Source organism: Halomonas sp. LC1, from assembly GCF_030247125.1.
Lineage (GTDB): Bacteria > Pseudomonadota > Gammaproteobacteria > Pseudomonadales > Halomonadaceae > Vreelandella.
Genome location: NZ_JASSPG010000007.1, coordinates 262,394 through 287,113 on the forward strand (window position 1 = coordinate 262,394; position 24,720 = coordinate 287,113).

Here is a 24,720-nt window from a genome sequence, read left to right on the forward strand (position 1 = left end):
TTAGGCCCCGTTAATAGCAGCCTGTATACTACAAGAGATTGTAAGGATTGTTTAACAGTGGGCGGCTGGGTAGGGCAAGCGATGGCAAATAAGGTACTGCAACTGTGTCTTTCCGATGGTAAAGGCGGAATGGAGCTATACGTAGACCGGGTGATAGAAGACCTGCTGGCGGAAGGTTGGGACGTCATCGGCATCTGCCTGAAAGACACCAAGGTAGAAACTTACATGCAGCGTAATGGAGTGGCGTATAAGGCCTTTGCGAGCAACGGGCAGGCGCTGGTCAACCTGCTGTCGATACGTCGCTGGTTGAAGGAGGAAAACATCTCCGTCATTCACTGCCATAAATCGAGTGATCTACGCCTCACCACCCTGTTAAAAGCGCTGCTACCGAAGCTAAGAATAATTTATACAGATCACGTGGGCGGGCAGCGCCCTAAAAAAAGCCCCTATCACCGTGTTGCCTATGGCAGCGTTGATCGTGTGCTGTCTATTAGCCAAGCAACGTATCAGCGCAATATCCGCAATTTACCGCTTCCCCAGGAGCGGGTGATTTGCTTGCCCCACGGAGTCGATATCGATAAGTACCAGCCCAATCGTGACCCTGCCGCCATTACGGCTAAGCGTGAAGCGCTGGGTGTGCCGGCAGACGCGGTGCTTATCGGGCTGCCGGGCCGGGTGACGCCTGGCAAAGGCCAGGACGTCTGGGTAAACGCCCTGCTAACGCTTGACCCCACGCTTAACTTTTATGCGCTCTCTATCGGTGGCACTGACTATGCGTCAGGTGGCGTGGAAGCGTTCTATGCCGAGCTGCAGCGCACCATCGCGGGCACGCCGCTGGCGGATAAAATCACCTTTCTAGGGCATCGCAGTGACCTGACGGATATTTTGCCCGTACTGGATGTGGTGTGCATTCCTTCGGAAAACGAAGCGTTCGGCCTGACCATCATCGAATCCATGGCCTGTGGGATGCCGATCATTGGCTCGAATACCGGGTCGTTGCCGGAGCTAGTGGATGCTGATTCCGGCGTATTGGTAGGCCCGTTTGACGTGCCCGCCTGGCGCGATGCCATGGACACGCTCATTCGTGATGCGGCCACACGTCAAGCCATGGGGCGTGCCGCGCGTCGGCGCGTGGAGGAGCACTTCAGTAACAAGCAGCACGTGAAGCGCTTAATGGAGATTTACACGGCGTCTGCATAGCCTGCGTAAAGCGGTGCCATCAGGTTTTCCACTTGGCTAGGGGCAAACTTCACCACCGACCGCTCCAACCGCTGCAAGTTACTTGCCTGCCACTTGCCTGGCGGGCGCAGGCGGCAGCGATCGAGATCGATCAGCCAGGGCTTGCCTGTTTCATCCACCAGAATGTTGCGGGCGTTGAGGTCGACATGGTCCAGGCCTGCTTGGTGAAAACGCTTGATCATTGCGCCAACGCGCTTTAATAGCGCCTCATCAGCCTCGCCATTAGTGAGCAGTGAGGCCAGTGCCCGAGCGCCGGGAATGCGCACGGTCAGCAGTGCCGCCTCATAGGTCAGCCCAAACCGTGTGACACAGCAGGCCACCGGGCGCGGCACGGGCAGGCCTTGCTCATACAGCGCGGCGGTCAAGCGCACTTCACGAAACGCTCGGGTGCGCTCGACCCCCAGCCACACGTAGCGCTGCTGGCTAAGTTTGGCGATCAGCCCGCCTCGCTGGTAGGGCCGCAGCACCCACTGTTCGTCGTCGCGTGCTTGCAGGAACAAACTGCTACCACGGCCCGGCGCTTCGCCGACCACCAAGTGACGTGTTCGCCAATACGCCGCTTCAAACAGCGCCGTGCTCAAGGGGTGAGTAGGGGAGGACAGTTGGTGTGATGCGCAGGCGTCACTTAAACTGTCAGCATCATGTAGAATCAGCCCATTTTTCTGCTGGAGTGCCGCTAAGCGCATGAAGCCCTCTCTGCCTGCTCAACCAAACCATATTGCCATTTTGCGCCTCTCCGCGTTGGGAGACGCATGCAATCTCGTGCCCACGGTGCGAGCGCTGCAGCGTCAGTGGCCGAACGCGCGCATTACCTGGATTATCGGCAAGGGGGAGCACAGTTTACTGGCGGGGCTTTCTGGGGTCGAGTTTGTTGTGTACGACAAATCGACGGGGCTCTCCGGCATGCGCGCTATCTGGCGTGAGCTGGCGGATACCCGCTTTGATGTGCTGCTGCATATGCAGCAGGCCATTCGCGCCAGCGTGCTCTCGCTGGGGCTTAAAGCCAATGTGCGCGTCGGCTATGACAAAGCCCGCGCCAAAGATGCTCAGCACTGGTTTACCCAACACCAGCTAGCGCCCCATGCCAACGCCCACGTGCTGGAGTCATTCATGGACTTCGCCCGTTTACTGGGCGTCGAAGACGACCGCCTAGAGTGGAATCTCGCGGTGCCCGCAGTGGCCTATGAGGAAGCCCGCGCTATCAGCGGCGATGCGCCTTATTTAGTGATTAACCCCTGTAGCAACGCGCGTTTGCGCAACTTCCGCAACTGGTCGGTGGAAGGCTACGCCAGCGTGATTGAACACGCGTGGGTGCAGCACGGTCTGAAGAGCGTACTCACCGGTGGCGGCAGCCCGCTTGAGCGGGAAATGGGTGACCATATCGAAGCGCTCTGCCAGTCAGGAAGTGTGATCAATGCCATTGGCGGCACCTCGTTGAAGGGCGTATTGGCGCTGATCGACAACGCCCGCGCGGTGATTGCGCCGGATACTGGCCCGGCTCATATGGGCAACGCCATGGGCACGCCAACGCTCGGCCTTTATGCCACCACCAATCCCCAGCGGGCCGCGCCCTACTTGTGGCGCGACTTTGCCGTCAATGCCTACCCCGATGCGGTACGCACCTACCTGCATAAATCGGTGGACGAGGTGAGCTGGGGGCAGCGAGTACGCCATGCCGATGCCATGGACTTGATCAAGGCTGACGATGTGATTGCCAAGCTAGACGCGCTGCTGGCGCATACCGCAGCGCAGACCACAACAGGACCCTCGGATGAAAGTTGATTTAACCGCCCTGGAACATGCCCGCGTACTGGTGGTAGGCGACGTCATGCTCGACCGCTACTGGCACGGCGGCACCTCGCGGATCTCCCCGGAAGCGCCGGTGCCCGTGGTACGCGTGGAAGATGCCGACGACCGCCCCGGTGGCGCGGCCAACGTAGCGCTTAACGTGGCGTCCTTAGGCGGCCATGCGGCGCTGGCGGGGGTCGTGGGCGAGGATGAGAATGCCGAGCTGCTCACCAAGCGCTTGGCTGCATCCAATGTAAGCACTTACTTTCAGCGCAGCCCAGAAATACCAACGATTACCAAGCTGCGCGTGATGAGCCGTAACCAGCAGTTGCTGCGCCTGGACTTTGAACAGCGCCTCGACAGCGTGGATACCAGCGCTCTGTTGGCACAAGTAGAAAAGGCTCTGCCTGAGTGCGACGTGGTGATTTTGTCGGACTACGGCAAAGGCACGCTCAACCAAGTGGAGCGGCTAATCGAGATGGCTCGCCACCACGGCAAGCGGGTGCTGATCGACCCCAAGGGCCAAGACTTCACCAAGTACCGGGGAGCCAGCCTGATTACCCCCAACTTGACCGAGTTTGAAGCCGTGGCAGGCCCATGCGCCACCGACGCCATACTGGCCGAGCGAGGCGAAGCGCTGCGTGCTGAGCTGGAACTTGAAGCGCTGCTGATTACCCGCAGCGAAAAGGGCATGACGCTGATTCGTGAAGGCCATGCACCGCTGCACCTGCCCACCCGTGCCCAGGAAGTGTTCGATGTGACCGGTGCCGGTGACACCGTGATTGGCCTGATGGGGTTAGCGCTAGCCGCTGGCCACTCGCTGCCGGAAGCAATGATGCTGGCGAACCTCGGCGCGGGCCTAGTGGTGGCCAAGCCGGGTACCGCCACGCTCTCCATTGCCGAGCTCTACACCGCGCTGCACGGCGATAAGCTGGCCGAATTTGGCGTGATTACGCAGGCAGCATTGGTGGAGGCCGTGCGCGCCGCGCAGCGTCGCGGCGAGCGTGTGGTGATGACCAACGGCTGCTTCGATATTCTGCATGCGGGCCACGTGGGTTACTTAGAGCAGGCCAAGCGCCTAGGTGATCGCCTGATTGTGGCGGTGAACGACGACGCCTCCATTGGCCGCTTAAAAGGGCCAAAGCGCCCCATCAACCCGCTGAACCGGCGGATGCAAGTACTGGCCGGGCTCGGCGCGGTGGATTGGGTCGTGCCGTTTAGTGATGACACGCCCGCTGCACTGATTGAGCAAGTACTGCCGGATATCCTGGTTAAAGGCGGCGACTACCGCCCAGAGGATATCGCTGGCGGCAGCGCCGTGATTGCCAACGGTGGCGAGGTGAAAGTGCTGGGCTTTGAAGACGGTGTGTCCACCTCGGCGATGATCAGCTCGATTCTGGATCGCGAAAGTTAATGGCGCTATCCCGCTGGCCGCGATTGGCCTATTCGGCGGTGCTGTATGGGCTAGCGCCGCTGATGGGCTGGCGTATCTGGCGTGAGCAAGTACCCACTTACTCACGGCTCCAGCGGCTGGGGATACGCCTTGAACCACTGCCGCCCGCGCCGCGCCTTTGGCTGCACTGTGCCTCGGTAGGCGAGGTACGCGCTGCCCGCCCGCTAATCGAAGGGCTGCTGGGGCGGTTTCCTCATCATAGCGTGTTGCTGACCACCATGACCGCCACCGGCGCCCAGCAGGCGCTGGCGCTGATCGCAGAGCAGAGCGCTACTGATCAGCGTCGTCTTACCCACCGTTTTCTTCCTCTGGATTTCCCCGGCGCGGCCAAGCGCTTTGTGGCCCGCGTACAGCCTGAGCTTGCCATCCTGTTTGAAACCGAGCTGTGGCCGAATCTGCTTCACGCCTGCCACCGGCAGGCGGTGCCTGTTGCAGTGGTCAACGGCCGACTATCGCCCCGCGCGTTTGCCCGCTACCAGCGTCTTCGCCCGCTGATGCACAGCGCGTTAGCCAACGTGACGTGGCTTGCCGCCAAATCGTCAGAGGACGCCGCGCGCTTTCAAGCGCTGGGGTGTGCGGCCGACGCCACCACCGTAGTGGGGTCGCTGAAGTTTGAACAGGTACTGCCTGAGAAGGCGTTGGCGGAAAGTGAGCACTTACTTCAGGCGTGGGGAGAGCGGCCCGTCTGGGTCGCGGGCTCGACCCGCGACGGGGAAGAAGCGCTGCTGCTCACGGCCCACCGGCAGTTGCTCAAACGCTTTCCAGACGCACTGCTGGTGCTGGTGCCTCGCCACCCTCAGCGCTTTGACGAGGTGGCGGCACTGTGCGAGCGCGAGGGCTGGGAGATTAGCCGCCGTAGCGAGCAGCAACCCGTTACACCCGCCACCCAGATTTACCTGGGCGATACATTGGGCGAACTGGCGGCGCTGTACGGCGCGGGGAGCGTGGCCTACGTAGGCGGAAGCTTGGTGCCGCTGGGCGGGCACAACGTATTGGAGCCTGCCGCACTGGGTAAGCCCGTGCTGTGTGGGCCGTCGCTGGAGAACTTCAGCGATGTTGCCGAGCCACTGCTGGCGGCCAAGGCGCTGACCGTGGTGGATACCCCAGAAGCGTTGGCAAGCACCCTGGCAGAGTATATCGCCTACCCTCAACGTGCTCGGCAGGCGGGTGAGGCAGGGCAGGCGGTGATCGAAGCCCATCGCGGGGCGCTGTCGCGCACCCTGGATGGGCTGGGTCGCTATTTATAGCGCCGTCCGCTCTAGCCCTTCTGCTTTGCCGAGCAGCAGTACGTCGGCTCCGCGTGCGGCGAACAGGCCGTTGGTCACGACGCCCACGATGCTGTTAATGCGCGCTTCCATGGCGACCGGATCATCGATCATAAAGTTAAAGCAGTCGATGATATGGTTACCGTTATCGGTCACCACGCCCTGACGATAGACGGGCTCGGCGCCTAGCTTGACCAGCTCCCGCGCCACGTAGGAGCGCGCCATGGGAATGACTTCCACCGGCAGCGGAAAGTGGCCCAGCTGTGGCACGTATTTGGAACCATCGGCGATACAGATGAAGCGCTTGGCGCAGGCGGCGACGATCTTTTCTCGAGTCAGCGCTGCACCGCCGCCTTTAATCATATGTAGGTGAGCATTCACTTCGTCTGCACCATCGATGTAGAAAGGCACGTCACCCACATGGTTCAGTTCAAATACCTCGATGCCCAGGCCTTTGAGTCGTTCGGCGCTGGCTTCCGAGCTGGCCACGGCGCCTTTGAATCGGTCACGCAGAGGGCCTAAGCGGTCGATAAACAGGTTGGCTGTCGAACCCGTGCCGATACCTAGTACCGTCTCTTTTTCCAGGTACGGCTCAATTTCGCGAATAGCGGCATCCGCCACAGCGGCTTTTAGTTCATCTTGTGTCATGATGGTTCCAGTATCAGGGAGGCAGTCGCCCTTAGTATAACGGCCTAAGCGGCGAGTGCCGATGGAAACGCCGCTAGACGTTGCCAGTCGTAATCTGCTACCAATAAAGGTTTTGTTCGCACCCGCCAGGGCCACGTCATTTTTCTGGGATGTCAGCATGCTCGAAGCAACCGTCAAAAAGATCCTCCAAGCCCGCGTTTATGAAGCCGCTTGTGAGACGCCCATTTCGCCCGCTCCCTTTTTGTCGCGTCGTTTCAACAACCAGATTTTGATTAAGCGGGAAGATTTGCAGCCGGTCTTTTCGTTCAAAATTCGCGGGGCCTACAACAAAATGGCCCAGTTGACCGATGAGCAGAAAGCCAAGGGCGTGATCGCCGCTTCCGCGGGCAACCACGCACAAGGGTTGGCCATGGCAGCCAAGCTGATGGGAGTGAAAGCGGTGATCGTCATGCCACGCATCACGCCAGACATCAAAGTACAGGCGGTGCGTGCCCGTGGGGCGAAAGTCGTGCTGAAAGGCGATGCCTTTGCCGCCGCTGCCGAACACGCCCAAGAGCTGATCAAAGAGCATGGCTACACTTATATTCCCCCGTTCGACGATATCGACGTGGTGGCCGGGCAAGGCACCATTGGCGTCGAGATTCTGCGTCAGCACAGCGGCCGTTTGGATGCGATCTTCATCCCCGTGGGCGGCGGCGGGCTGATTGCCGGGGTGGCTGCCTACGTGAAGTACCTGCGCCCGGATATCAAAATCATCGGTGTGGAAGCGGAGGATAGCGCCTGCTTGAAAGCTGCGCTGGACGCCGGTGAGCGCGTGGTGCTGGACCAGGTGGGCGTCTTTGCCGAAGGTGTGGCGGTCGCGCAAATTGGCGAGGTGCCGTTCTCGCTGGTGCGTGATTTGATCGACGATGTGATCACCGTCAATACCGATGAAATGTGCGCCGCGGTGAAAGATATCTTCGAGGATACCCGCGCCGTCGCTGAAACCTCCGGCGCGCTGTCGTTAGCGGGCCTAAAGAAGTACGTGCAGCAAACCGGTGCAGAAGGCGAGACGCTGCTGTGCATTAACTCGGGCGCCAACACCAACTTCGACCGTTTGCAGCATATTGCCGAACGCACCGAGCTGGGCGAGCAGCGCGAAGCCATTCTGGCCGTCACCATCGCCGAAAAACCCGGCAGCTTTAAGAAGTTCTGCCGCACGCTGGGCAAACGCATGGTGACCGAATTTAGCTACCGCTATGCCGACGATAGCGAAGCGCACATTTTCGTTGGCGTACAGGTCAAGCCGGGTGGTGAAGATCGCCAAGCGGTGATCGATAAACTGCGCGAAGGCGGTTATCACGTCGAAGATTTGACCGATAACGAGTTAGCCAAGCTGCATATTCGACATTTAAGCGGCGGCCGCCCCAGCGAGCGTTTCGAAGAAGAGCTGTATCGTTTCGAGTTTCCAGAGCGTCCCGGGGCCTTGATGAATTTCTTAACCCAATTGCCACACGACTGGAATATTTCGCTGTTTCACTATCGCAATCATGGGGCCGCCTATGGGCGTGTGCTCGTGGGAATGCAAGTGCCGAGCGAAGACCGGGTTCACGTGACCGAGTACTTAGATGCCATCGGTTACCGCTACTGGCAAGAGAGCGACAACCCCGCCTACCGACTCTTCATGGCGTAACGTAATGTAAGTGCCCGCTAACGGCGCAAGCTAGAACTGCTAGGCAGTTGAGGGAGTCTGAAACGTTTAATTGCGGGGCTAAAATAGTGCTTTTAGCAGTTGTCATCGAGCCCCTTATGGCCCTATAGTCGTGATCGAAATTAATGAGGTGTGTCATCTTCCCAAAATGAAAAGCTTGGTGACGCACTAAGGGCATTTGGCAACTGCGAAAGACGTTGGAGAAGAGGCATGCGGCGTAGAAAGCCTGATATGGTGATGGCATTGACAGTGGTGTTTTTGCTCGGTGTATTAGCCACTGGATATGCACAGGCGCTGTCGGGGAGTTAACCAATGGTTAATGATAGCGCGCTCAGCACTCATGCTGCACCTACTAGGTGACTAGATAACAAAACGGGCTGATCCTTGTGATCAGCCCGTTTTGTTTGGGCGCGCCACGCCGATATCGCTGGCGACCGCAGTGAGCGGAATATCCCAAGGTTCCACGGGCAGCGCTTCTACCTGCTGGCAGGCGTGGGCCACGCCAATCAGCGCAGGCGCAGGCCCCGGACGACGCATAAACGCCAAACTGCGGTCATAGAATCCGCCGCCCATACCCATCCGGTTGGCCTGCTGATCGAACCCCACCAGCGGCACGATGAGCGTATCCAGGGCCCAGGCGGGCAGCCGATGGCGGCGCTGGGCAGCAAATCGGGGGCAGGGCTCAGCAATGCCGAAACGATTGTTGATCATCGGGGTGTTGGCATCATACGCCACGAACCAGAGGCGGTTGCCGCTAAACGGGCGAAGTACGGGCAGGTAGATGGCCACACGGCGTTGGCGTAGCCAAGGAATCAGTGGCGTAGGATCAATCTCGCCATTGACCGGCAAGTAGAGGCTGATGCGCTTGGCGCGACGAATTTCAGGAAGCTGTTTCAAGCGCTGACACAGAGCCAAGGCGGCTTGCCGTTGCTGCTGGGCGGATAGCGCACGGCGGCGGCGTTTCAAATCGCGCCGAAGGGCCTGCTTGTCGCTAGGTGAGGTAGAGGTCATCTCGCGAAAGGTCATCACAAAGTGTTCCCCAGAATGCCGCTGTCGTTCTGGCCCTGAACCTACTGGTTCAGGTGGGTGGCCGCAGCCAAACCGTCAGGCTTTCCGACGCACGGACATGCACACGGGTCTGGCTAGCATTTGGCCCCCTGGGTACTGCGCATAGGCTCGAGGGACTATAACGACTGGCGTACATCCCAGAGAACACCGCTATCCTAACAGAGCCGCTGCCAATGCCAAAGTCTCGGTTGCAGTGGGCGAGCCGCTCAAGGCTCTTTGCGCGGCCGGGCACCGGCCAATGCACGTTCGAGCCGGTCGTTTAAACGGCTGAGGTTGGCTTCACCCGCACGGTGCTCATCCAGCGCTTCCAGCAGTTCATGGGTAATATTGAGCGCGGCCATGATTGCGATGCGCTCGCTGCCCAGGACGCTGCTTTGGGCATGAATGCCGTGCATGGCGCGGTCCAAATAGCGAGCAGCGCGTTCGAGCTGGGCTTCTTCGCCAGTGTCGCAGGCAATCATATAGCTGCGACCCAGTAGGGTAATCTCTTTCGTTGGCCGCTTTGCGTGACTCATCAAAGGCTCCAGCACGGGCCAGCAAGGGGCCCGATGCGTTAACATCACTACATAGGAAGGATAGACGGCGTTCACTATAAGAGAGCCGCTCATGCGGGGTCAACGCGCAGGCACCCCGCCCTATCCCTGTGGTCATACCTTCATCTTTGGTAAAGCGAGCAAGAATCATGTCATTGATTGACGAGCGCCAGGATTTTTCTGACGTAGCGGATGTATTTTTACTCCACGGCAGCATGCAGTCCCCAGCCTTTCTGGATGGACGACTGTGCGGCTTGTTGGCGCTGCGCGATGTCACCGCCGACGCATGGCTGGAAGAAGTGTGCCTCAGTCTAGGGGTAGAGCAACCCCGTGACCCGGCCAGCGCCGAGCGCCTGTTAGGCTGGCGGCGCCAGACGTTGGAAGCATTGAGCGCGAGCGATATGAACTACGCGCCGCTGCTGCCCGACGAGCTGTTCTCTCTTGCCGAGCAGGCACAGGGGCTGAAAGAGTGGACATTGGGTTTCATGGAAGTGATCGAGGACGTCGCCGACGACACCCTGCGGGAGCGCTGGTCGCAAACCCTAAAAGAAGCGATCGATGACCTGGAAGGCCTCGGTCAGATCGAGACCGACATCGACGATAGCCCCGAGAACGAGAACGATCTGTTTGCCCTGACCGAACACGCTCGGATGGCGGCCATGCTGCTCTATACCGAACAGCATCCGGGGCAGCCCCAGGTAGAGCAAACCGACGCCCCCGTTCATTGAGCCACCACGCCTAAAGGAGCCGTTATGCCCACGCAACTGCCTCTCCCCGCTGCCATTCAGCCTGAGGAGTACCGTCAGCGTCGAGAGAGGCTCATGGCCAAGCTGCCGAGCCATGCTGCGCTGCTGGTGCCTGGGGCGTCTTTGGTGACCCGCTCCCACGACAGCGAGTACCCCTTCCGCCAGCAGAGCGATTTTTACTACTTGACCGGCCTTCAGGAGCCGGAGGCGCTGCTAGTTCTGTTGCCGGGCCGTGCTGAAGGGCAAAGCGTGGTGTTCTGCCAAGACCGCGACCCCACCCTGGAAGCCTGGACCGGCCGCCGTTTAGGGGCGCAGGGCGTTGTCAGCCAGCATGGCCTCGACCAAGCGTTCGAAAATGCCGAGCGCGACGCTCTGCTGCCCACGCTGCTCGATGGCCGTGAGCTGCTTTATGTGCCGCTGGATAATCCCGACGCGCTGAGCATTGCCGAAGACGCGTTGGCCTACGCGCAGGCGGGCATGCGCCGTGGCAAGCCCGCGCTAAAAGGCTGGTTGGATAGTCGCCCGCTGATTCACGAGATGCGCTTGATCAAAAGCCCCGCCGAAATTGCACTGCTGCGCCATGCGACGGCGATTTCCGCTCAGGCCCACGTGCGCGCCATGCGCACCTGCCAAGCTGGGCTGAGCGAATATCAGCTCCAGGCCGAGCTGGAGCACACCTTTGTTTGGCACGGCGCTAGCGGGCCTGCCTACAGCACGATCGTCGGCGGCGGCGCCAATGCCTGCGTGCTGCACTATATTGAAAACAGCGATGTGCTGGAGGAGGACACGCTGGTACTGATCGATGCTGGGGCGGAGTTCGATCTCTACGCAGGTGACATTACGCGCACCTTTCCGGTCAACGGTCACTTCAATGACGCTCAGCGGGCGCTCTACCAAGTGGTGCTCGATGCCCAGGTGCGCGCGGTGAATGCCATCGCTCCCGGCGCGACGTTAGCGGAGATCCATCAACGGGTCGTGGCGGATCTCACCGCTGGCCTCATCGAGCTAGGCCTGCTGTCGGGCGACGTGCAAGCGCGTATCGATGACGAGAGCTATCGGCGCTTCTATCTTCACTCTACCTCGCACTGGCTAGGGCTGGATGTCCACGACGTGGGCACCTATCGCCTCGACGAGGCCACTCCACGGCCGCTGGAACCCGGCATGGTGCTGACCGTCGAGCCCGGCCTTTACATTCCCAGCGACGACGATATTCCCGACGCTTATCGCGGTATCGGTATTCGTATCGAGGATAACGTGGTGGTCACCGACCAGGGCCATGACATCTTGACCGCGGACGTACCGAAACAGGTGGCCGATATTGAGCAGTTAATGGCGAATAAATAACCAGCTGCATCACGCGGCTAATTGATTATGTAAGCTACGTTACGAAATTACGAATCGCAGTGATCGTGCGATATGAACGAGGAGAGGCCAATGCATGGGGCTGAGCAGGGACCACATCCACAAGCGCCGTCGCCCACCCATGACATCGTGATCGTGGGCGGAGGGCTGGTGGGGGCCAGTTTGGGCTGTGCATTGGCACCGCTCATCGAGCGCCACGGTTGGCGGGTCGCCATCATCGAAGCCAATGCGCTACCGCAGAGCACTGAGGACACGACGTGGCAGCCGAGCTTCGATGCCCGGGCAAGCGCCATTGCCGAAGGCTCGGCGCAGCGCTTTCGCCAGCTAGGCGTGTGGGAAGCGATGCAGGTCGAGGCCACACCGATCCATCGTATTCATATTAGCGAGCGGGGCCGTTTGGGCGCGACGCGCCTTAATGCACAAGAGCTAGGCGTCGCTGCCTTGGGGCACGTGATTCCCAACGCCTGGATGGGGCGCGTGCTGCATCAAAAGCTGCAGCAACTGCCTATCGAGTGGTACTGCCCGGCCACGGTGGCACGGCTAACGCCCATGGCCAGCGGCCACCATTTGCGGCTTTCCGATGGAAGCGAGCTAACGGCGGCGTTGACCATTTTGGCCGATGGCGGCCGCTCGGGGCTGAAGGAGCAGCTCGGAATCGCCAGCCGCCGTCACTCCTATGAGCAAACGGCGGTCATTGCCCATGTGGGCATTAGCCAGCCCCATCAAGGGGTTGCTTACGAGCGCTTTACCTCCGAGGGGCCTATCGCGTTGCTGCCACTGCCGGGGCAGGCCATGGAGCTGGTCTGGACCCACGCCAGCGGTAGTGAAGGCACTCGAATGGCGCTGCCGGATGCAGCGTTCTTACGCCAGCTTCAGCAGGCGTTTGGCGACCGAGTCGGGCGCTTCACCCGCGTTGGCCAGCGGTTTAGCTATCCGCTGTCGCTAGTGACGGCAGAAGAGCCCGTTCGCCCCGGCTTAGCCGTGTTGGGCAATGCGGCCCATGCGCTGCACCCGGTGGCTGGCCAGGGCTTCAATTTAGCGCTGCGCTCGGTGATGGATTTAGTGGAAGCGCTCTCCCAAGGGGCTCAGCAGCAGCGCTCCTTGGGAGATATGAACACGTTGCAGGCGTTTGAGCGCCGCCGCGCCCAAGACCGCGCCAATGTGATCCGTTTTAGTGACGGCTTAGTGCGGCTGTTTGGTTACTCGTGGCCGCTGCTGCCCCACGCCCGTGGCGCTGGGTTGATCGGCCTTAATTTGATTGGCCCGCTGCGCCGTGGCTTGGCACGCCGCGCGATGGGCCTGGAGCGCTGACGCTCTCATCCAGCGCCCTCAATGACCTAAGCCAAGGAGTGTTATGACAACGCAATCACAAGCAGCTAAGCCGACCGTCACGCGTTTCGATGCGGTAATTGTTGGCGCGGGTATGGTGGGCGCTGCGCTGGCCGGGCTATTGGCAGAAGCGGGAATGCAGGTGGCGCTGGTGGAAGCCAAGGCATCGACGTTGCACCTGGATGACGTCGCTGGCGAGATTCCCACCCCCCGCGTCAGCGCGCTGACCCCGGTGTCCCAGCGACTGCTCACCCATTTGGGTGCCTGGCCCGCCATGCAGACGGCACGCGTCACGCCGTACCGTTACATGGAGGTATGGGATGCCGAAGGCAGTGGTCATATTCGCTTCTCGGCAGACGAAGCGGGGACCGCCGTGTTGGGTCATATCGTCGAGAATGACGTGACGCTGGCCGCGTTGAACGAGCAGGTCGCCAAGCAGCCGACCCTGACGCGCTTGAATGGCGTGCGGGTAGAGGCGCTGCAAACCACGGCGCGTGGCCGCTGGCTGGTGCTCGACGATGGCCGACAGCTGCAAACGCCGCTGCTTGTCGCGGCCGATGGTGCGCGCTCTGCCTTGCGCGCGCTAGCGGGCATCTCGGTAGCTGAGGAGTCCATGGCGCAAGAGGCCGTCGTCACCACGGTGCGCTGCGCACAGCCCCATGGGGCCACCGCACGGCAAGCCTTTATCGCGGGTCGTCCACTGGCGTTCTTACCCCTCACCGTCGACGGGGATGATCGCTATTGCTCCATTGTCTGGTCCACCACGCCTGAGCATGCCCAAGCGCTGACGGCGTGCTCGGCAGAGGCGCTGGGGCAGGCGCTGGGCGAGGCGTTTGATCATCGTCTGGGTGATGTCATGCCCGTGGATAGCGCCTATCGGTTTCCGCTGGTACAGCGCCACGCCCAGCATTATGTGCAGCCCAACTTCGCGTTAGTCGGCGATGCCGCCCACAGCCTGCATCCGCTGGCCGGGCAGGGCGTCAATTTAGGATTGATGGACGCGGCAGTGTTAGCGGAAGAAGTGGTCTTGGCTTGGCGGCGCGGCGCGCCGTGGGGCAGTGTGGCCACGCTGCGCCGCTACGAGCGTCGTCGGCGCTTCGATAACAGCGCCATGCTAGGCTTGATGAAGGGGTTCAAGGGGCTGTTTGGCAGCCAGCATCCGGTGTTTACGCTGGCGCGCAACGTGGGTATGAGCGGTATGAACCAGCTCGTGCCGCTTAAACGCTTGGTAATGCGGCAGGCGACCGGAGAGCGAGGCCGCCTGCCGCTATCGTGCCGCTAGCTAGCCGCGACGACGATCCACCACGTTCAGCGCTTTCAGCAGGTTCAGCGCTTCGCTGAGCTGGTAATCCTCGCGCAGCCGCTGAGACATGGCAGCGCGCTCGGGTGGCATATCGCTTTGGCTGCCTAGATGGCCGTCTAAATCCGATTCGCGGATTTCGCGACGCCCTTCCGCCACTTCCAGGCGGCCGCGCACCACTTCGACGTCCGGCTCGATGCCTTGCGCCTGGATCGAGCGGCCATTCGGGGTGTAGTAAAGGGCGGTCGTCAACTTCAAGCCTTCGCCATTGCCTAGCGGCATGATTTGCTGCACCGAGCCCTTACCGAAGCTCTCGGTCCCCATGATGACGCCCCGGCGCTGATCTTGCAGCGCGCCCGCGACGATTTCCGCCGCCGACGCGCTGCCGCTGTTGATGAGGACCACGAGCGGGATGTCGCCCGCTGGTGTATCCGGAGACGCCGAAAACGACATTTCGGTATCCGAGAGTCGTCCTTCGGTATACACGATCAGCCCATCATCGAGGAACAGATCGGCGACGCCCACCGCTGCCTGGAGGACGCCACCGGGGTTATTGCGCAGATCCAGAATCAAACCTTCCAAGGGCTGCTCTCGGGCCATACGCTCGAGAGCACGGCGAGCCTGTTCGGGCGTGCGGGACTGAAATTGGCTAATGCGCAAATAGCCGTAGCCGGGCTCCAGCACCTCTTGTTTGACGCTCTCACTGCGGATCACTTCACGGGTGAGGGTGAACTCCCGCGGTGACTCTTCGCCGGAGCGCAGAATCGTCAAACGCAGTGGCGTGCCGGGTTCGCCACGCATCAAGTTGACGGCTTCCTGCAGTGAGAGGCTATCGGTGGGGGTGCCATCGATGGCCACGATGATGTCCTGAGACAGCAGGCCTGCCCGGGAGGCGGGCGTGTCATCGATGGGAGTGACAACCATCAGTTGGCCATTTTGGGTGCCGACTTCGATACCGATGCCGCCAAACTCGCCCTGCGTGGATTCCCGCAGGCTTTGGTACTCCTCTTCATCCAGGTAGGCCGAGTGGGGGTCGAGCTCGCTGAGCATGCCCCGCATGGCGTTGCGCAGCAGCGTGCGGTCGTCGACCTCTTCGACGTAACCGCGTTTGATACGCTCGAATACCTCGGCGAAGGTTTGAATCTCCTCCAACGGCAGGTCATCGGCGACGCTGTTCGCCGGCTGGGCGGCCAAGGGGAGCGGGGCAGCCAGCAGCGCGAGCGGAAGCAGGGTGGCCAAGAAACGCTTGGCAGGGGCCGATACCTCGGTAACAGATAGCGTCATGCGGACTCCGCTAGGCGAAAGGCAGCGCCAGTGGCACTGCGCGGGTTGTGAGGGTCATGGTCAAGAGAGTAACTATAAAGAGAGTAGCATCAGCTTATCCCGTCAACGGCGCGCAATCCAACGTTGCGGATTAATGGGTTCCCCGCCTCGCCGCACTTCGAAGTAGAGCGCTGGCCGGGGCTGCCCGCCGCTGTTGCCCACCCGGCCAATAGCGTCGCCACGATTCACCTGCTGTCCGGGGCGGGCGCTGAACTGCTGCAGGTGCGCATAAAGCGTCATAATCTGGTCGCCATGGTCGATGATCAATAAGTTGCCGAACCCTCGCATCCAATCGGCGAAGACCACGCGACCCGAGTGGACCGCCGTGACCGCCGTGCCTTCGCTGGCCTGAATCACGATACCGTTGTAGTGCACCCCATCCCGCCGCTGAAAGCTGGCGGTGATGCTGCCCTGCACGGGCCAGGGCAGATCCCCTTGCGTGCGGGTGATGTGCGTAGTGGGCGTGGGCTCTGCCAGGCGTGCCAATTCGGCTTGAATCGCGCGGAGCTGCTGCTCTGCCTGCTCGCGGCTCTGGTTCAGGTCGGCCAAGCGTTCCGCCTCGCTCCCGTAGCGATCATCGAGCGTATTGACGACGCCCCGGCGCGCTTCGGTGCGCTCGGCGAGTAGGGCGCTTTGGGTCTCCAGCTCGTCCGCCAAGGTATCCAAACGCGTTTGGCGCTCTGCCAGTGCTTGTTCGGTATCGGCAAGTGCCGTGTCCAGCCGCGCAATATCGGCCAGGCGCTGCTGGCGCGCCTGTGTCAGCCGGTTCAAATAGGCCTGCATACGGTCCAGCTCGGCAGGGTCGCGTTGGTTGAGCAACAGCTTGAGCTGGGGCGTAGGCCCTAGCCGATAGAGCGCGGCGAGTTGCTGCCCGAGCGCTTGATACTGAGCTTCCCGTTCGCTCTGCAAGCGTTCGCGGTGCTGACGTAATTGGGTGGTCTCGTCATTGAGCTGGCGCCGCTCCGCCTGAAGCTGGTCCAGCCGCTGGTGGGTCTGGGCGAGCTCGGTTTCCACCGCCTTTAGCTCGCGTTGAGCGCTATCGCGAGCTTGGCCGGTCGCGCTGAGCCGCTCGGCCATGGCGTCGATCTCCTGCCCGAGCGCATCGAGCTGCTCACGAGCAGCGCGTTCGTCCGGCTGCGCCAAGGCGGGCTGCTGGCCCAAGGCCAGCAGCAGAGTGGCAAGGGCGAGTGGTCGCCACATGGGCATTACGTGAAGCGCAGCAGCGGCGTGCCGGTCATCGCCTCAGGCTGTGGTTGATTCATCATGGTCAGCAGCGTGGGGGCCAGGTCGCACAGGCGGCCGTCGTCGAGTTCTGCCGCCCGCTCTCCCACGTACACCAGCGGCACCACAAACGTGGTGTGAGCGGTTTGCGGGGCGCCGGTTTCCGGGTGGACCATCTGTTCGGCATTGCCGTGGTCGGCGGTAATCAGGCAGGCTCCACCCGCGCGCTCGATTGCTTCCACCACGCGGCCAACGCAAATGTCGACGGTCTCGATCGCTTTCACGGCAGCGTCGAAATCCCCGGTGTGGCCGACCATGTCGCCATTGGCGTAGTTGCACACCATGAGATCGAAACGGCCGCTATCGATGGCCTCCACAAGCTTGTCGGTAATCTCGAACGCGCTCATTTGCGGCTTTTCGTCGTAGGTTTTCACGTCGCGGGGGGAAGGCACCAAGATGCGCTCTTCGCCTTCGTATTCGGCTTCGTTACCGCCGGAGAAGAAGAACGTCACGTGGGGGTACTTCTCTGTTTCGGCAATGCGCAGCTGGGTGAGGCCACGCTTGGCCACCACTTCGCCTAGGGTGTCGGTGAGGTCGGTAGGCGGAAACGCCGCAGGGGCATCGATGTCGGCGGCGTATTGGGTCATCATCACCAACCCATCGCCCGCCAGCGTTGGGCGCACCTGACGCTCGAAGCCGTCGAAGTCTGCCTCGGTGAAGGCGCGAGTGAGTTCGCGGGCGCGGTCGGAGCGGAAGTTCAGGAATAAGGCGGCGTCGCCATCCTGTAACGTCACGGCGTTACCGTTGCCCGGTACGCGCGTGGCGGCGACGAACTCATCGGTTTCGCCGCGTTCGTAGGCATCACGCAGGCCGCTTTCCGCGCTGGTGGCGGTGTACTCCGCGTGGCCGTTGGTGAGCAGGCGGTAGGCTTTCTCGACGCGTTCCCAGCGGTTGTCGCGGTCCATGGCGAAGAAGCGGCCAATGATGGACGCGACAAAGCCGTTATCGGCACCGACCAGTTCTGCTAGACGGGCGTTGGCGCGCTCGATAGACGCCAGCGCGCTTTGCGGCGGCATGTCCCGGCCATCTAGAAAGGCGTGTACATAGATGCGCTGGGCACCGCGTCGCGCCGCCAGCTCGGCCATGGCGATAAAGTGGTCTTCGTGGCTGTGCACGCCGCCGGGTGAGAGCAGGCCGAGCAGATGCACGGCACGGCCATTGGCGACCGCGTCGTCGATGGGCTTGGTGAGCACCTCGTTGGTGTCCAGGTCACCCTCTTCGATGGCTTTGGTGATACGAGTGAAGTCTTGGTAAACGATACGCCCGGCACCCAGGTTCATATGGCCGACTTCGGAGTTGCCCATCTGGCCGTCGGGTAGCCCCACATGACGGCCATCGGTATGCACGAAGGCGTGGGGGCGGTTGGCCCATAGCGCGTCCATCACCGGCGTATTGGCCGCTGCCACGGCGTTGTGAGCACTATCGGGGTTGTGGCCGTAGCCGTCTAGGATGATCAGCGCCACGGGGCGCGGTGCAGATGATGCCATGAAAGAATCCCTCGTTTGTGGGTCAGCCAAGCGACGTGAGGTACTGTTTGAAACGCTGGTGAGGCCAGCTCCGCCAGTTTTCAGACAACACCTGATAATCGGGGTCGCGACAGGCGCGCGCTTGGGGCATCATAACGCAGGCAGCCGTCGGGCGTCATGGCCTGCGCGGTATGCCCTGTGACGTGTATACTTGTCGCGTTTCTGAGGGCGGTGACGCCGCTTTTTTTTTCTGCATAGACCAAGAGATTGTGTTCGCGATGATCGATCAGCTGTTCGAATTCGTAATGAACCACCCCCTTCTCGTAGGGGCATTTTTGCTGGTGCTCATAGCGTGGATCGTTTACGAAACGCGCAGCGCCTCCTCGAATGCGGTGTCCTCTACCCAGGCCACGCAGCTCATCAACCGCGAGGACGCGGTGGTGCTGGACATCCGTGAGAGCAAAGACTTCAAAGCCGGCCACATCGCAGGCGCTCGTAACATTCCCCAAAGCAGCCTGGATAGCCGCATGAACGAGCTGGAGAAAGTGAAGAGCCAGCCGATCATCGTGGTGTGCAAGCATGGCCAAAGTTCTGGCGCTGCCCAGGCAAAGCTTGCCAAAGCCGGGTTTGAGCGGGCAATGAAGCTGCGCGGCGGCATGATGCAGTGGCAGGCGGATGGCCTTCCGGTGGTCAAGAAGTAAACGAGAGCATACGTCGCGGTAACGCCGCACCCCTTTTTAATGGATGAACAATCAGGAGTATCCCATGGCGGAAGATAACAACACCCCGCAGGCAGGCGCCGCAGAAGGCGAAAAGCCTCAGCTGAAATTCTCGTTACAGCGTATTTACGTGAAAGACATTTCTTTCGAAGCGCCGAACTCTCCGTCCGTGTTCAAGCAAGCGTTCAAGCCGAAGGTCAACCTGGACCTCAATACCACCAGCCAGAAAGTGGCCGACGACCAGTATGAAGTCGTGGTGAAAGTGACCGCACAGGTCAACGACAGCGAAACCGGCACTACCTCGTTCTTGGCGGAAGTCGAGCAGGCGGGCCTGTTCCGTATTTCGGGCATCGAAGGCGCACAGCTCGAGCAAACCTTGGGTGCATTCTGCCCCAACCTGCTGTTCCCGTACGCCCGTGAGTGCGTTGATAACCTCGTCAACCGTGGTGGCTTCCCGCCGCTGATGCTGGCGCCGGTCAACTTCGAAGCCATGTACGCTCAGCGCAAGCAGCGCGAAGCGCAGCAGGCCAGCCAAGCGGCTGAGAACACGCACTAACCCATGTCGGACACGCTGACCGCCGCCGACTGGCAGGCCCAACACGGTAAAATGCCCCGCCTGTATGTGCCTGCCGAGTTAGCCGCGGGCACGACGCTGGCGCTCCCTGACGGCCCGGCCAAGCACGTGACCCGCGTACTGCGCATGGGTGAAGGCGCGCCGCTGATCGTATTCGATGGCAGTGGGCACGAGGCGGGCGTGCGGTTAGCCGAGGTGAGCCGCAAGCAGACGACCGTGACCGTGGAAGCGGTATGGGCGGGTAGCGGCGAGTCACCGCTGGCGGTGCATCTTGGGCAAGCGATTTCCAAGGGCGATCGCATGGATTACGCCATTCAAAAAGCCGTCGAACTCGGAGTGGCGGCGATTACCCCGCTCTATACCGAGCGGGGCGATGTGCGTTTGAAAGGCGAGCGTGAAGAAAAGAAGCTGGCGCATTGGCAGGCCGTGGCGGCCAGCGCCTGCGAGCAGAGCGGCCGGGCAGTAGTGCCGCCTGTTCACCCCCCGCAGACGTTAGGCGAGTGGCTGGCCGAGCGCCAAGAGCCGCTGCGCTTGATGTTGCATCTAGCGACGGGTAACGGCTTTGCTCAGTCAGAGCGGCCTACGTCCGCCGCGCTGCTGATCGGTCCGGAAGGTGGGCTGAGCGACACGGATATTCAGGCTGCGACGGCCAGCCACTTCACGCCTCTCACCCTGGGGCCGCGAGTGCTGCGCACCGAAACCGCTCCCGTCGTTGCGCTCACGCTCTTGCAGCACCACTTCGGCGATTTGTAAGCGCTCACTATCGAACCGCTGCCGCCTTTGCTGCGGCAGCGGTTTTTTTGTATCCGGCGCTCGCGTCACTCGACGCCGCTTTGCCTTGCTTTGGCAAGGTACCATAATGAAGATCTACTTCCTGTAAGGACGGCACCCATGGTCCGTGAATCACACGCCACCCCTCGATCTGTCAGCGATGCGTCTGCCCAACTGGGCGATGTGGCCTATTTAACCGTGACGGCGGTGAACAGCACCGGGGCGTTTTTGCGTTGGGGGCAGCCCAAAGACGTGCTGCTCCCTTATAGCGAGCAGCGCTTTCGCCCCGACCCCGGTAAGCGGGTGCTGGTGATGTTGTATAGCGATGACCAGGGGCGACCGGTTGCTACCATGCGACTCGACCGTTTCCTAACGGACGACGCCTGGGCGCTAGAGAAAGGCGACGAAGTCGATGTGGTGGTGGCCGACCGCACGGATTTAGGCATGAAAGTGGTGGTCAATCACCGCTACTGGGGGCTGATCTACCAAGACGACATCACTCAGCCGTTGCGCCGTGGGCAGTCGCTAAAAGGCTTTGTGAAACAGCGCCGCGAGGATGGCCGCGTGGATATTTCGCTGCTACCGCCCGGCGCCGCACGTCTGGACGTGGTGGGTGACAAAGTGCTGAAGGCGCTGCGCGAAAGCGGTGGCTATTTACCGCTAGGCGATAAAAGTTCGGCGCATGATATCAAAACGCGACTAGGGGTGAGCAAAAGCGCCTATAAACAGGCGATTGGCCGACTCTATAAACAGCAGTTGATTACCCTGGCGCCGGATGCGATCCGCCTGGTACCCGGTGCGCTCTCCGATACGTCGGATACCTAGCCGCGGTTGGAGCCGTGCCTGCAGTGCGGCATACTGATGACCTATTGATCCTGCATGGACTGTATTTCGATGAGCCAATCAACGTTGCATCTCGGTGTGGTGATGGATCCCATCAGCGACATCGCGTACAAGAAAGACACCACCTTAGCCATGCTCTGGGCCGCCCAAGAGCGCGGCTATACGCTCCACTACATGGAGCAGGACGATCTTTTCTTGCAGGCGGGTAAGGCCTATGCGCGGATGCGTCCTCTCACCGTGCACCGCAACCCTGAACACTGGTACGACCTGGGCGAAGCGACTCAACGCCCGTTGGCCGAGCTGGACGTAGTGCTGATGCGAAAAGACCCGCCGGTGGATGCCGAATTCATCAACGCGGTACACCTGCTGGGCTTTGCCGAGCGTGAGGGCGTCCTGGTGGTGAACCCCACCGCCGCGCTGCTGCAGTGTAACGAAAAGCTCTTTGCCCAGCAGTTTCCCCAGTGCTGCGCGCCGACGGTCGTCGCCAGCCGCGATGACGTGCTACGCGCCTTTCATGCCGAGCATGGCGATGTGATCTTCAAGCCGCTCGACGGCATGGGCGGCACGGGGATTTTTCATATTGGCCCCGAGGGCCGCAACATTGGCGCGGTGATCGAACAATTGACCCTACGCGGTCAGCGCCAAATCATGGCCCAGCGCTACCTGCCGGACATCAAGGATGGCGACACGCGGATTCTCTTGGTCGATGGCGAGCCGGTGCCCTACGGGCTGGCGCGCATCCCGTCGGCGGGCGAAACCCGTGGCAACCTGGCCGCAGGCGGGCGCGGCGTGAGCCGTGAACTGACCGAACGCGACCACTGGCTGATTCAACAGGTGCAGCCGATGATTCGTGAGAAAGGCCTGATGTTTGTCGGCCTGGACGTGATTGGCGACTACATCACGGAAATCAACGTGACGAGCCCTACCTGCGTTCGTGAAATCGACGATCAGCGTGGCACCGACATTTCCGGAATGCTGCTGGACGCGATCGAGCGTCGTCTGGCTTAACCGGTCACGGCGCACCCGCCCTATGACGCGAGGCTTGCCGAACCATCGGCAAGCCGTAGGAGACGCATGCAAAGTTTAAAGCACCATTTTTTGATGGCGATGCCCCATTTGGAAGACCCCAACTTCGCGGGCAGCCTTATCTATCTATGTGATCACGACCACAACGGTTGCATGGGCGTGATTGCCAACCGCCCAATGGACATCACGCTAGATGCGCTGTTCGAGCAGCTTTCACTAGGAGGCGACGATAGCCCGCATCGCAATGCGCCCGTTTACTACGGCGGCCCGATGCATAAGGATCGTGGCTTCATCCTCCACATGGGAGATAGCCAAGCGTGGGATTCCAGCATCCAGGTGGAGGACGGTATCGCGCTGACGACCTCCATGGATATTCTGCAAGCCTTGGCAGACGGTACCGGTCCCGAACACTTCCTGGTCTGTTTAGGCTGCGCGGGGTGGGACGTGGGGCAGTTGGAAGAGGAGCTCAAAGAGAACGCTTGGCTGACCGTCGAAGGCCAAGGCAGTGTGCTGTTCGATACGCCTCCTGCAGAGCGGCTAGCGGCAGCGGCCGGTATTTTGGGTGTCGATCTCAATTTGATGACGCGCAACGCGGGTCATGCATGACCTGTGCGGAGAAGACCTAGCATGGCAGAGCAAGGGCAGCGTCTCATCTTGGCCTTCGATTTCGGTACGCGCCGTATTGGGGTCGCCGTGGGTAACGAGTTGCTCCACAGTGCCCGTGAGTTGCCGCCGCTGACGGCGCGGGATGGTATACCCGATTGGCATTTGGTCACGCGTCTCATCGAAGAGTGGCAGCCAGACCTATTCGTCGTCGGCTTGCCGCTCAATATGGACGGCACCGAGTCATTGATGAGCACCCGTGCCCGCAAGTTTGGCAATCGCTTACACGGCCGTTATGGGAAGCCCTGTGAAATGGTCGATGAGCGGGGCTCGACGCGCGAGGCCAAGCAGATTGCGCGTGCGGCGGGCCACCGAGGCAACTACCGAGAAGAGAGCGTGGATGGCATCGCCGCTGTACTGATTTTGGAAGGTTGGTTTGCCCACCAGGAAGGCCTTCCCGGTGGGCGCAGCGCGTACTGATCCAGCACAGTATTAACGATCGAGCGTACCGGTTTGAGTGGGCACGAACCAGCGGACAGGTCGAAGGTCTTTCTCGATCAGGTCATCCACCTTGAGCAGCGTGGCAAAAATCGCCATCCGCATGGGGATGCCATTATCGGTTTGGCGGAAAATCGCCAACCGCGGGTCGCCGTTCAAATCGACGTTCAAATCATTGGCGCCAGGGCGGCTATCGCGGGGCAGCGGGTGCATTACGATCGTACTTTGACTGCAGCGCTGGTCAAGAAAATCACGGTTGACCATAAAGTCATCGGAAAGCCCCTGGAAGCTCTCGTTCATTTCATCCGTAAAGCGCTCTTTCTGAATTCGGGTGGTGTACACCACATCTAAATCGGCAAAGTCACTGGCCAATGAGTCGCGTTGCTCAATGCGATGCCCGCGAGAAGCGACTAGATCAATTAAGTAGGAAGGCATCTCCAACCCTGGTGGCGACACCAGCGTAATGCGCAGCGGGTCATAGAGTGACAGCAGCTTAATCAGCGAATGCACCGTACGCCCATATTTCAAATCACCGGTCAGCAGAATGTGCGCCCCGCTTAAGCGCTTACCCAGTCGCTGGAACTCCTTGTCGATGGTATAAAGATCCAGCAGTGCCTGGCTGGGGTGCTCGCCTGGGCCATCGCCACCGTTAATGACGGGGACATGAGTGGCAGCGGCGAACTCGGCTACCGAACCTTGGTCGGGGTGACGCATCACGATCGCATCGCAGTAGCCGCTCATGACGCGGCTGGTGTCGTAAAGCGACTCGCCCTTGGCCATGGACGAGAAGGTAAAGCCTGTGGTGTCGCACACGCTTCCCCCCAATCGGCAGAACGCGGCATTGAAGCTCACTCGTGTCCGAGTGCTCGCTTCAAAAAACAGGTTGCCCAGCACGGCCCCTTCCAACACCCGCGTCACCTGGCGGCGACTAGCAATCGGCTCCATGCGTGCCGCCACGCGTAATAGGTGATCGACGCTATCGCGGTTTAATGAATCGACGGTTAATAGGTGCTGGCTCATCATGGATCTCATCATAAGTGGGCGTGGGTGAAGGTGGCCGCTGTATTAAGGCGCTAAGTGTAACCGCCAATCCAGACGTGCCGAAGCGGTTTCCGCTGTCCAATATAAGCGGGCAGATGTTCTGACCGAGACTTTTTTCGACTATTTGATAATTAGCCCTTGCCAACCCGGCTTC

At 60.8% G+C, this 24,720-nt stretch carries 24 protein-coding genes and 1 other RNA gene; 16 read left to right on the forward strand and 9 right to left on the reverse strand.

What is annotated here, in order from left to right; all coding sequences use genetic code 11:
- Positions 1-81: 81 nt before the first annotated feature.
- Positions 82-1,200, forward strand: coding sequence for a glycosyltransferase family 4 protein (locus tag QIT27_RS13265; RefSeq protein WP_285264116.1), 1,119 nt, complete (start codon positions 82-84; stop codon positions 1,198-1,200).
- On the opposite strand, the gene QIT27_RS13270 is transcribed toward QIT27_RS13265, so the two are convergent.
- Positions 1,182-1,925 carry a 3-deoxy-D-manno-octulosonic acid kinase gene (locus QIT27_RS13270; protein WP_285264117.1) on the reverse strand — a complete coding sequence of 248 codons (744 nt, stop codon included), beginning with the start codon at positions 1,923-1,925 and terminating at the stop codon, positions 1,182-1,184. The genes QIT27_RS13265 and QIT27_RS13270 overlap by 19 nt on opposite strands.
- Between QIT27_RS13270 and QIT27_RS13275 the strand changes: the two genes are divergently transcribed.
- The 3 genes from QIT27_RS13275 to waaA are packed head-to-tail and all read left to right on the forward strand — an operon-like array spanning position 1,924 to position 5,727.
- Complete coding sequence (locus QIT27_RS13275) at positions 1,924-3,021, forward strand: glycosyltransferase family 9 protein (RefSeq protein WP_253505443.1); 1,098 nt, start codon at positions 1,924-1,926, stop codon at positions 3,019-3,021. The two genes, QIT27_RS13270 and QIT27_RS13275, sit on opposite strands and share 2 nt — an antisense overlap.
- On the forward strand, positions 3,011-4,441 hold the full coding sequence (gene hldE / locus QIT27_RS13280; RefSeq protein ID WP_285264118.1) for a bifunctional D-glycero-beta-D-manno-heptose-7-phosphate kinase/D-glycero-beta-D-manno-heptose 1-phosphate adenylyltransferase HldE: 1,431 nt from the start codon (positions 3,011-3,013) through the stop codon (positions 4,439-4,441). The genes QIT27_RS13275 and hldE overlap by 11 nt, the downstream gene beginning before the upstream one ends.
- A complete protein-coding gene (gene waaA / locus QIT27_RS13285; protein WP_285264119.1) occupies positions 4,441-5,727 on the forward strand; it encodes a lipid IV(A) 3-deoxy-D-manno-octulosonic acid transferase in 1,287 nt (428 codons plus the stop codon). The genes hldE and waaA overlap by 1 nt, the downstream gene beginning before the upstream one ends.
- On the opposite strand, the gene rpiA is transcribed toward waaA, so the two are convergent.
- Positions 5,722-6,393 (reverse strand): ribose-5-phosphate isomerase RpiA, encoded by a 672-nt coding sequence (gene rpiA, locus QIT27_RS13290; protein WP_285264120.1) that lies wholly within the window; start codon positions 6,391-6,393, stop codon positions 5,722-5,724. The genes waaA and rpiA overlap by 6 nt on opposite strands.
- Positions 6,394-6,550: 157 nt before the next feature.
- Here rpiA and ilvA point away from each other — a divergent pair, with 157 nt between their 5' ends.
- Positions 6,551-8,065 (forward strand): threonine ammonia-lyase, biosynthetic, encoded by a 1,515-nt coding sequence (gene ilvA / locus QIT27_RS13295; RefSeq protein WP_159340536.1) that lies wholly within the window; start codon positions 6,551-6,553, stop codon positions 8,063-8,065.
- A gap of 408 nt (positions 8,066-8,473) precedes the next feature.
- Here the strand turns inward: ilvA and QIT27_RS13300 are convergent, their stop codons facing one another.
- The 3 genes from QIT27_RS13300 to QIT27_RS13310 form a co-directional block, all read right to left on the reverse strand.
- Positions 8,474-9,109 carry a 5-formyltetrahydrofolate cyclo-ligase gene (locus tag QIT27_RS13300; RefSeq protein WP_253018768.1) on the reverse strand — a complete coding sequence of 212 codons (636 nt, stop codon included), beginning with the start codon at positions 9,107-9,109 and terminating at the stop codon, positions 8,474-8,476.
- A 6-nt stretch (positions 9,110-9,115) separates the two neighbouring features.
- Positions 9,116-9,298: non-coding RNA, 6S RNA (gene ssrS, locus QIT27_RS13305), on the reverse strand.
- 59 nt (positions 9,299-9,357) lie between these two features.
- Entirely contained in the window at positions 9,358-9,666 is a 309-nt protein-coding gene (locus QIT27_RS13310; protein ID WP_159340538.1) for a cell division protein ZapA, read from the reverse strand.
- A gap of 167 nt (positions 9,667-9,833) precedes the next feature.
- On the opposite strand from QIT27_RS13310, the gene QIT27_RS13315 reads away from it, so the two are divergent.
- The 4 genes from QIT27_RS13315 to QIT27_RS13330 all read left to right on the forward strand — a co-directional run bounded on the left by QIT27_RS13315 (position 9,834) and on the right by QIT27_RS13330 (position 14,403).
- A complete protein-coding gene (locus tag QIT27_RS13315; protein ID WP_159340539.1) occupies positions 9,834-10,412 on the forward strand; it encodes a UPF0149 family protein in 579 nt (192 codons plus the stop codon).
- A 24-nt stretch (positions 10,413-10,436) separates the two neighbouring features.
- The gene (gene pepP, locus QIT27_RS13320) at positions 10,437-11,774 is read left to right on the forward strand and encodes a Xaa-Pro aminopeptidase (RefSeq protein ID WP_285264121.1); all 1,338 of its coding nucleotides are present in this window, start codon (positions 10,437-10,439) and stop codon (positions 11,772-11,774) included.
- A 90-nt stretch (positions 11,775-11,864) separates the two neighbouring features.
- On the forward strand, positions 11,865-13,103 hold the full coding sequence (gene ubiH, locus QIT27_RS13325; RefSeq protein WP_285264122.1) for a 2-octaprenyl-6-methoxyphenyl hydroxylase: 1,239 nt from the start codon (positions 11,865-11,867) through the stop codon (positions 13,101-13,103).
- Between the two features lie 43 nt (positions 13,104-13,146).
- Complete coding sequence (locus tag QIT27_RS13330) at positions 13,147-14,403, forward strand: UbiH/UbiF/VisC/COQ6 family ubiquinone biosynthesis hydroxylase (RefSeq protein WP_285264123.1); 1,257 nt, start codon at positions 13,147-13,149, stop codon at positions 14,401-14,403.
- Here the strand turns inward: QIT27_RS13330 and QIT27_RS13335 are convergent, their stop codons facing one another.
- From QIT27_RS13335 to gpmI, 3 genes are all read right to left on the reverse strand, one after another.
- On the reverse strand, positions 14,404-15,705 hold the full coding sequence (locus QIT27_RS13335; protein WP_285264124.1) for a S41 family peptidase: 1,302 nt from the start codon (positions 15,703-15,705) through the stop codon (positions 14,404-14,406).
- A gap of 102 nt (positions 15,706-15,807) precedes the next feature.
- On the reverse strand, positions 15,808-16,950 hold the full coding sequence (locus tag QIT27_RS13340; protein WP_159340544.1) for a murein hydrolase activator EnvC family protein: 1,143 nt from the start codon (positions 16,948-16,950) through the stop codon (positions 15,808-15,810).
- Positions 16,950-18,512: a 2,3-bisphosphoglycerate-independent phosphoglycerate mutase gene (gene gpmI / locus QIT27_RS13345; protein WP_285264125.1), complete on the reverse strand. Its 1,563-nt coding sequence runs from the start codon at positions 18,510-18,512 to the stop codon at positions 16,950-16,952. Before gpmI ends, QIT27_RS13340 begins: the two co-directional genes overlap by 1 nt.
- Before the next feature lie 257 nt (positions 18,513-18,769).
- Between gpmI and QIT27_RS13350 the strand changes: the two genes are divergently transcribed.
- The 7 genes from QIT27_RS13350 to ruvX all read left to right on the forward strand — a co-directional run bounded on the left by QIT27_RS13350 (position 18,770) and on the right by ruvX (position 23,507).
- Positions 18,770-19,192 carry a rhodanese-like domain-containing protein gene (locus QIT27_RS13350; RefSeq protein ID WP_159340546.1) on the forward strand — a complete coding sequence of 141 codons (423 nt, stop codon included), beginning with the start codon at positions 18,770-18,772 and terminating at the stop codon, positions 19,190-19,192.
- Positions 19,193-19,256: 64 nt separating this feature from the next.
- A complete protein-coding gene (gene secB, locus QIT27_RS13355) occupies positions 19,257-19,766 on the forward strand; it encodes a protein-export chaperone SecB (protein WP_044628537.1) in 510 nt (169 codons plus the stop codon).
- Positions 19,767-19,769: 3 nt separating this feature from the next.
- Complete coding sequence (locus QIT27_RS13360; RefSeq protein WP_285264126.1) at positions 19,770-20,537, forward strand: 16S rRNA (uracil(1498)-N(3))-methyltransferase; 768 nt, start codon at positions 19,770-19,772, stop codon at positions 20,535-20,537.
- A 138-nt stretch (positions 20,538-20,675) separates the two neighbouring features.
- Complete coding sequence (locus QIT27_RS13365) at positions 20,676-21,380, forward strand: CvfB family protein (RefSeq protein ID WP_159340548.1); 705 nt, start codon at positions 20,676-20,678, stop codon at positions 21,378-21,380.
- 69 nt (positions 21,381-21,449) lie between these two features.
- Positions 21,450-22,406: a glutathione synthase gene (gene gshB, locus QIT27_RS13370; protein ID WP_159340549.1), complete on the forward strand. Its 957-nt coding sequence runs from the start codon at positions 21,450-21,452 to the stop codon at positions 22,404-22,406.
- A gap of 66 nt (positions 22,407-22,472) precedes the next feature.
- The gene (locus QIT27_RS13375) at positions 22,473-23,030 is read left to right on the forward strand and encodes a YqgE/AlgH family protein (protein WP_253018778.1); all 558 of its coding nucleotides are present in this window, start codon (positions 22,473-22,475) and stop codon (positions 23,028-23,030) included.
- A gap of 21 nt (positions 23,031-23,051) precedes the next feature.
- Positions 23,052-23,507: a Holliday junction resolvase RuvX gene (ruvX, locus tag QIT27_RS13380; RefSeq protein ID WP_159340551.1), complete on the forward strand. Its 456-nt coding sequence runs from the start codon at positions 23,052-23,054 to the stop codon at positions 23,505-23,507.
- Between the two features lie 12 nt (positions 23,508-23,519).
- On the opposite strand, the gene QIT27_RS13385 is transcribed toward ruvX, so the two are convergent.
- Complete coding sequence (locus QIT27_RS13385) at positions 23,520-24,545, reverse strand: aspartate carbamoyltransferase (protein ID WP_159343665.1); 1,026 nt, start codon at positions 24,543-24,545, stop codon at positions 23,520-23,522.
- Between the last annotated feature and the right edge of the window lie 175 nt (positions 24,546-24,720).

What these genes read in the sequence shown, in the direction of transcription:
- QIT27_RS13275 (WP_253505443.1), top strand. Translation starts at nt 1,924, where the DNA reads ATGAAGCCCTCTCTGCCTGCTCAACCAAACCATATTGCCATTTTGCGC.
- pepP (WP_285264121.1), top strand. Translation starts at nt 10,437, where the DNA reads ATGCCCACGCAACTGCCTCTCCCCGCTGCCATTCAGCCTGAGGAGTAC.
- ruvX (WP_159340551.1), top strand. Translation starts at nt 23,052, where the DNA reads ATGGCAGAGCAAGGGCAGCGTCTCATCTTGGCCTTCGATTTCGGTACG.
- rpiA (WP_285264120.1), bottom strand. Translation starts at nt 6,393, where the DNA reads ATGACACAAGATGAACTAAAAGCCGCTGTGGCGGATGCCGCTATTCGC.
- QIT27_RS13375 (WP_253018778.1), top strand. Translation starts at nt 22,473, where the DNA reads ATGCAAAGTTTAAAGCACCATTTTTTGATGGCGATGCCCCATTTGGAA.
- hldE (WP_285264118.1), top strand. Translation starts at nt 3,011, where the DNA reads ATGAAAGTTGATTTAACCGCCCTGGAACATGCCCGCGTACTGGTGGTA.
- QIT27_RS13340 (WP_159340544.1), bottom strand. Translation starts at nt 16,950, where the DNA reads ATGCCCATGTGGCGACCACTCGCCCTTGCCACTCTGCTGCTGGCCTTG.
- QIT27_RS13350 (WP_159340546.1), top strand. Translation starts at nt 18,770, where the DNA reads ATGATCGATCAGCTGTTCGAATTCGTAATGAACCACCCCCTTCTCGTA.
- QIT27_RS13365 (WP_159340548.1), top strand. Translation starts at nt 20,676, where the DNA reads ATGGTCCGTGAATCACACGCCACCCCTCGATCTGTCAGCGATGCGTCT.
- gpmI (WP_285264125.1), bottom strand. Translation starts at nt 18,512, where the DNA reads ATGGCATCATCTGCACCGCGCCCCGTGGCGCTGATCATCCTAGACGGC.
- QIT27_RS13385 (WP_159343665.1), bottom strand. Translation starts at nt 24,545, where the DNA reads ATGAGCCAGCACCTATTAACCGTCGATTCATTAAACCGCGATAGCGTC.
- QIT27_RS13335 (WP_285264124.1), bottom strand. Translation starts at nt 15,705, where the DNA reads ATGACGCTATCTGTTACCGAGGTATCGGCCCCTGCCAAGCGTTTCTTG.
- QIT27_RS13300 (WP_253018768.1), bottom strand. Translation starts at nt 9,109, where the DNA reads ATGACCTTTCGCGAGATGACCTCTACCTCACCTAGCGACAAGCAGGCC.
- QIT27_RS13265 (WP_285264116.1), top strand. Translation starts at nt 82, where the DNA reads ATGGCAAATAAGGTACTGCAACTGTGTCTTTCCGATGGTAAAGGCGGA.
- gshB (WP_159340549.1), top strand. Translation starts at nt 21,450, where the DNA reads ATGAGCCAATCAACGTTGCATCTCGGTGTGGTGATGGATCCCATCAGC.
- QIT27_RS13315 (WP_159340539.1), top strand. Translation starts at nt 9,834, where the DNA reads ATGTCATTGATTGACGAGCGCCAGGATTTTTCTGACGTAGCGGATGTA.
- secB (WP_044628537.1), top strand. Translation starts at nt 19,257, where the DNA reads ATGGCGGAAGATAACAACACCCCGCAGGCAGGCGCCGCAGAAGGCGAA.
- QIT27_RS13360 (WP_285264126.1), top strand. Translation starts at nt 19,770, where the DNA reads ATGTCGGACACGCTGACCGCCGCCGACTGGCAGGCCCAACACGGTAAA.
- QIT27_RS13330 (WP_285264123.1), top strand. Translation starts at nt 13,147, where the DNA reads ATGACAACGCAATCACAAGCAGCTAAGCCGACCGTCACGCGTTTCGAT.
- QIT27_RS13310 (WP_159340538.1), bottom strand. Translation starts at nt 9,666, where the DNA reads ATGAGTCACGCAAAGCGGCCAACGAAAGAGATTACCCTACTGGGTCGC.
- ubiH (WP_285264122.1), top strand. Translation starts at nt 11,865, where the DNA reads ATGCATGGGGCTGAGCAGGGACCACATCCACAAGCGCCGTCGCCCACC.
- QIT27_RS13270 (WP_285264117.1), bottom strand. Translation starts at nt 1,925, where the DNA reads ATGCGCTTAGCGGCACTCCAGCAGAAAAATGGGCTGATTCTACATGAT.
- waaA (WP_285264119.1), top strand. Translation starts at nt 4,441, where the DNA reads ATGGCGCTATCCCGCTGGCCGCGATTGGCCTATTCGGCGGTGCTGTAT.
- ilvA (WP_159340536.1), top strand. Translation starts at nt 6,551, where the DNA reads ATGCTCGAAGCAACCGTCAAAAAGATCCTCCAAGCCCGCGTTTATGAA.